This window comes from bacterium (assembly GCA_008933615.1).
Lineage (GTDB): Bacteria > CLD3 > CLD3 > SB21 > SB21 > SB21.
In genome coordinates this window covers 1-5431 of the sequence record WBUR01000071.1, presented here as the reverse complement: position 1 = coordinate 5431, position 5431 = coordinate 1, and the positions used below count along the sequence as shown (strand labels likewise).

Below are 5431 nucleotides of genomic sequence, written 5' to 3'. Positions count from 1 at the left end.
GTCATAGAAAAAGCATTCTGCCATTATTCATTATTCACTATTCATTACTCATTATAGAGAGAATAATTTTTGAATTACAAACATCTTACATTTAAGAACAACAACGGCATTATAACAATCGGATTACATCGCCCGAAAGTCAATGCGCTTAACGGGGAACTGCTGGGCGAACTTTCGTCTGCGTGCGATCAAATCAAAAGCGACCGTTCCGCTCGCGTGGTTATTTTACGTTCCGAACTGGAAAATTTCTGCGCCGGCGCAGATCTTAAAGAGCGGCAGAGTATGAACGAATCCGACGTGAAACAATTTGTAAAACACGTGATCGGCGGAACAATTCACAAGATCGGCGATCTGGAAATTCCCACGATCGCGGCGGTCAACGGCATCGCGTACGGCGGCGGATGTGAACTTGCGCTCGCGTGCGACTTCAGAATTTTTTCAAATGACGTCAAGATCAGTTTACGCGAAACGTCGCTCGGCATTATTCCGGGCGCGGGCGGCACGCAAAGGCTTCCCCGTCTCATCGGCTATTCCAATGCGCTGCTGTGGATTCTGACGGCGCGCATATTTACCGCGCAGGAATCTTTGCAGTTCGGCGTTTGTAACACGGTCGTGAGCGAAGAGGCGCTGCACAACGAAGCTATAAAACTCGCTGAGGAAATTAATGCTAACGCTCCGATCGCCGTTCGCCTTGCCAAAAAAGCCGTTCGTCTCGGACTTGATCAATCTTTAAAAGACGGACTGGAAATCGAGAACCAATGCTATAACGATGTCATACCGACGCACGACCGACTCGAAGCGCTGAAAGCTTTTAACGAAAAAAGAAAACCGAAGTGGACGAACTCGTGATATGATTGCCAATTGAATGACCGTCTCATCGCAGGCCTCTGAAAAAATGAAAAACACATAACAAGAAATGAATAATTAAAAAGGATGCGTGAAAGCAAGGAAAAATATGATTTAGAAGAGCGGTTGATCGAGTTTTCACTGTCGATCATTAGCCTTGGCGAAAAACTTCCTAATACGCGGACGGGAAATCATATTGCCGGACAATTGCTTCGTTCAGGAACCTCTCCGGCATTCAATTATGGAGAAGCTCAGGTTGCAGAATCGCGGGATGATTTTATTCATAAGATGAAAATTTGCCTGAAAGAATTGAAAGAAACGCATGTAGCATTACAAATTATCCAAATGAAACCGTTGGTTAAAGATCTTTCAAAATCAGAGAAAAGTATTGCCGAATGCAAAGAATTGATTTCAATTTTCGTGAAGAGTATAGAAACCGCCCGCAAAAATAAGTTGTCAAACAAAACATAGATATTTTGTGTTTTTTGTTTAGTGTTCTTCATTAAAATTAGTTACTCAACCTCACTATTAGTTACATACTTTGAACACTTTTCTCTCCGAAGCGCCGCACGTTGTTTTGTCGAAGTCGTTCAGTACGCCTTTTCAGAATGCGATCGCCACCGCGCGCACCTGTTACTCCTCCAAAGGGATTGTGCGGGACGAACAGATCACGGACAAACATTTTCCGCTTGCGCAGAGCGTGTACCAGGCCGGACATCATACGGTTTTTTCGCACGCGTACTTTCAGTTCGAGCTGGCGAATATTTCCCGCCAATTCATCTGGAGTTTCCTTCACAGCCATCCGTATTATAATTCCGAACAGGTGAGCCAGCGTTACGTCGAGATCAAAGAAGGCAGCTTTCTAATTCCGCCGCTCAAAGGCGAAGCGCTCGCCATTTACCGTGAAACGATCGATTATCAAATGGCGGCGTATCGCAAAATGAATGAGCTTCTGCGCCCGGTCACGGAAGACGCGTATTTCAAACGGTTTCCTTCGCGCGTGAATGCGAAGGAAAAATACGCAGGCGAAATCAAAAAGAAATGTCAGGAGATCGCGCGGTACGTCATTCCGGTTGCGGCGTTCGCTTACATGTATCACACCATCAGCGGCATCACCCTGCTACGTTATCACCGTTTATCCAACCAGTTTGACACGCCGCTCGAACAGAAGATCGTCATTGAAAAAATGGTTCACGAGCTGATCAAAGCGGATCCGATGTACAAAGTCGTATTGCAGGAGGAACTGCCGCTCGAAGATACGCCGGAATATCAGTTTTTTGCAGAGCATCAGCATTATTACAAAACAAAAAAACAGCAAACGTTCCTCGACGAATTTGATCAAAATCTCGACGGGCGCATCTCCAAATTAGCCGACTATAAAAACAGCAACGAGGCAACGCTCGCGCAAAGCGTGCGTGAAGTTCTCGGCGCGACCAGAGACATGATTTCCGACGGCGAAGCGATCCGGCTCGTTCTCGATCCTTCGAAGAATAATCTTTTCGGCGAATCGCTGAATCTTACGACGTTATCCAAATTATCGCGCACGCTTTTTCATCCGCATTACACCTTTCGCAAAAAACTGAGTCATGCGGCGGATTCCCAGGATCAACGGCATCGTATGACGCCCGGCTCGCGGCCGATCATGATCGCGCACGCGACGGACGAACCGGATTACATTACGCCGATCTTGGTGGAACAGGACGCTCGAGTAAAAAAATATTACGAGGAAGTGATGTCGAAAACGTGGGAGGCGATGCGGCGTCTTCGCGCGCTCGATGCGCCGGAGGAATTTATCATGTATCTCCTGCCGAACGCGGTATCGGTTCGTTTTACCGAATCATCCGATCTGCTCAATCTGCATCACAAAATGTCCATGCGATTATGTTATCTCGCGCAGGAAGAGATCTGGCGCGCATCGGTTGATGAGACGGAACAGATCCTCGAGATCAATCCGCAGATTGGAAAATTTTTGTTGCCGCCGTGCGGCATTCGACTGCTGGCGGACATCAGGCCGTATTGTCCTGAAGGAGCGCGATTCTGCGGGGAGCGTGTTTGGGCCATTCCTATCAAGGATTATCAGAGGAGCATTTAACAACCCATTAGTCCCTTTGCTATGGAGAAATCAAATCCACCTAACCCCCTATAAAAGGGAGAAGAATGCCGAAAAGAAAAGTTTTTTTTGTTTTAGGTTATGATTATTTTTACTAATTTTTCTTAACTTACCTTATTTATCAACAAAAAAAATGGAAAGATCGTATGAAAAAAATACTTTTTCCTTTCATCATGATCTTGTTCGTTTCATTTTCCGCGTGCGATACCAAAGCCAAACAGGCGGAAGAAATGGATAAGAAAGAAGCCGTGAAGGTGGATTCACTGAACACGGAACTCGGCAAAGCGAATGACGAATTGACATCCGAAGGGGACCAACTTGAAAAAGAAGTGGATGATCTTCTAAAAGACTAAATTTTAACCCAAACAGGAACATTTTATGAAAAATTTTATTTGGATCATGATGTTGTCGTTGTTCTTCGTCGTTGGCCACAGCGGGTTTACGCAAAACGCCGACAAAGGCAATGATAAAAAAGAGGAACGGAAAAAAGCGGTTCAGGAAGAAAAAGCCGTGCAGAGCGACGCCGGAAAAGTTGAAGCAAAAGACGAGAACGCAACGGAACAAAAGGGCAATAAGCCGGATGACGCCAAAGGCAAAGGTTACGGCAGAAATAAAGACGGAAAGGACGGAAAAGGATTCGGAATGAAGCGTTCCATGGAATCGAGAAAACGTCTCCATCAGAATGTCATGACGGGTGAAGAAAGAATAACCGCGCAGGAAAATCGTTTGGCTGCCCTGCAGGAGAAACTTGCAAAAGCCAAAGCGAATTGTGAACAGCGCAAAAGATCCGGCCAGCTAAAAGGCGATGCGTTGAAACAAAAAGAAGAGAAACTTAAACTGGCCGAAGAAAAAATTGCCCGATTTGAAGCGTCGATCATCCGGCATATTGAAAGAGTTGATCAGCGCAAATCGGAAGCCGCTGCGGGAGTTGAAACCGAATAGGACGCGGCAGATAGAGTTCAGTGACCTTGGCCTGTAACGCTCCCGCAGATGATATTTTGCGGGAGTTTTTTTATTTCAGAAAAATGGTTTCCGCTTGACCTGAATGGCCGGCTAATAATTTATTGACAATAATGAAAACTTTATCTAAGTTTTATCGGGGCTATCGGGCTAAAAGCCTTTCATCAAACTAAAATTACGGATCATCCTGTCATGGATGAAATTATCAAACTTCTGAGATTACGCCGCTACAGCGGACACACGATCAAAGCGTACAAAAGCCATTTGAAGCTTTTTTTTGAGTATTTCCCTTCGAGAAAACCGGAAAGCCTCACCGATGCGGATGTTCATTCTTACCTCAATTATTTGATCGTGAAAAAGAATATATCGTCGTCATACCAGAACCAGACTGTCAATGCGGCGAAATTTTATTTTGAGACGGTTCTGGGCAGGCCGCGCCAAACCTATCATCTGGAACGCCCGCAGCGGGAGGATCGGTTGCCGACGGTTTTAAGTCTGGACGAAGTGAAAAAAATATTCTCCATGATCGACAACCTAAAGCATAAATGCCTCATTTATATAATTTATTCGGCAGGGCTTCGCATCGGCGAAGTGATCAATCTTAAAATCGGAGATGTGGATTCCCAACGGATGCTTCTGCACATTCGCGGGGCGAAAGGGAAGAAGGATCGTTACACTATCTTGTCTCCGGCCGTTTTAACGATGTTGCGTGAATATTATAAACAGTACTGCCCGGCAGAATGGTTGTTTGAGGGAATCAAAGGCGATCGCTACTCCGTACGCAGCGTGCAGAATGTTTTTGTGAAGGCGTTGAAGTTATCCAAGATCAGAAAACATGCGACGGTGCATACGCTGAGGCACAGTTTTGCAACGCATTTATTAGAGAGCGGTGTCGATCTCCGTTACATTCAGGAATTGCTCGGGCATGAAAGTTCCAGAACGACCGAGATCTATACGCATGTGAGTAACCGTAATTTGTCTCAAATCGAAAGCCCGATTGAGAAACTCTTTAAGGTTAGTGAGGTTTTGACTGAATATACTGTTTATGAGAATAAGGAGAGAGTGTCACTTTCTTTGCCTTGATGCAAAGAAAGTAACCAAAGAAAAATCAAGGCTGTGAAAAAAATGATTAAACCCACGTTTCCATTACCGGTTGCGAAAACCGAACTCGTCCCGACAATTCGGGACTCAAACATGTCTTTCGCTGAATTTTATGTCGCAAACGCCGGTTTCAACAGCTTTTTTTTCAAGGCCGCCGAATACAAATACGCATTTAACTTACGAAATGGCTCATTAAGGGCATCAATAAATAATAATATAATCAACACACACACAATTGCGCATACCGCCCGTTTTTCGTCGTACACACGCAATTGCGTATAGACAGTCGTTATCCGCCATGACCAGAATATACGAGGCTTTACGCTTTCAGAGTTTGATAGTAAATGTTCTTTGATCATACTTTTGTTCTTGTTGCTCGACCGCTTTAAGCCAGCGAGCGCTTCGCTACTCGCT

Annotated in this window: 6 protein-coding genes; all 6 read left to right on the top strand. The window is 45.1% G+C overall.

Translation table 11 applies throughout. The annotated features are described in order from the left end of the window. Positions 1-69 precede the first annotated feature (69 nt). Positions 70-849 carry an enoyl-CoA hydratase gene (locus F9K33_16225; GenBank protein KAB2877548.1) on the top strand — a complete coding sequence of 260 codons (780 nt, stop codon included), beginning with the start codon at positions 70-72 and terminating at the stop codon, positions 847-849. Positions 850-933: 84 nt separating this feature from the next. Further along, positions 934-1317 (top strand): four helix bundle protein, encoded by a 384-nt coding sequence (locus F9K33_16220; GenBank protein KAB2877547.1) that lies wholly within the window; start codon positions 934-936, stop codon positions 1315-1317. A gap of 70 nt (positions 1318-1387) precedes the next feature. Continuing rightward, a complete protein-coding gene (locus tag F9K33_16215; GenBank protein ID KAB2877546.1) occupies positions 1388-2938 on the top strand; it encodes an FAD-dependent thymidylate synthase in 1551 nt (516 codons plus the stop codon). A 164-nt stretch (positions 2939-3102) separates the two neighbouring features. After that, the gene (locus F9K33_16210) at positions 3103-3309 is read left to right on the top strand and encodes a hypothetical protein (protein KAB2877545.1); all 207 of its coding nucleotides are present in this window, start codon (positions 3103-3105) and stop codon (positions 3307-3309) included. Positions 3310-3334: 25 nt separating this feature from the next. Next, a complete protein-coding gene (locus F9K33_16205) occupies positions 3335-3898 on the top strand; it encodes a hypothetical protein (GenBank protein ID KAB2877544.1) in 564 nt (187 codons plus the stop codon). 210 nt (positions 3899-4108) lie between these two features. Then, complete coding sequence (locus tag F9K33_16200; GenBank protein KAB2877543.1) at positions 4109-4999, top strand: tyrosine-type recombinase/integrase; 891 nt, start codon at positions 4109-4111, stop codon at positions 4997-4999. Positions 5000-5431 lie beyond the last annotated feature (432 nt).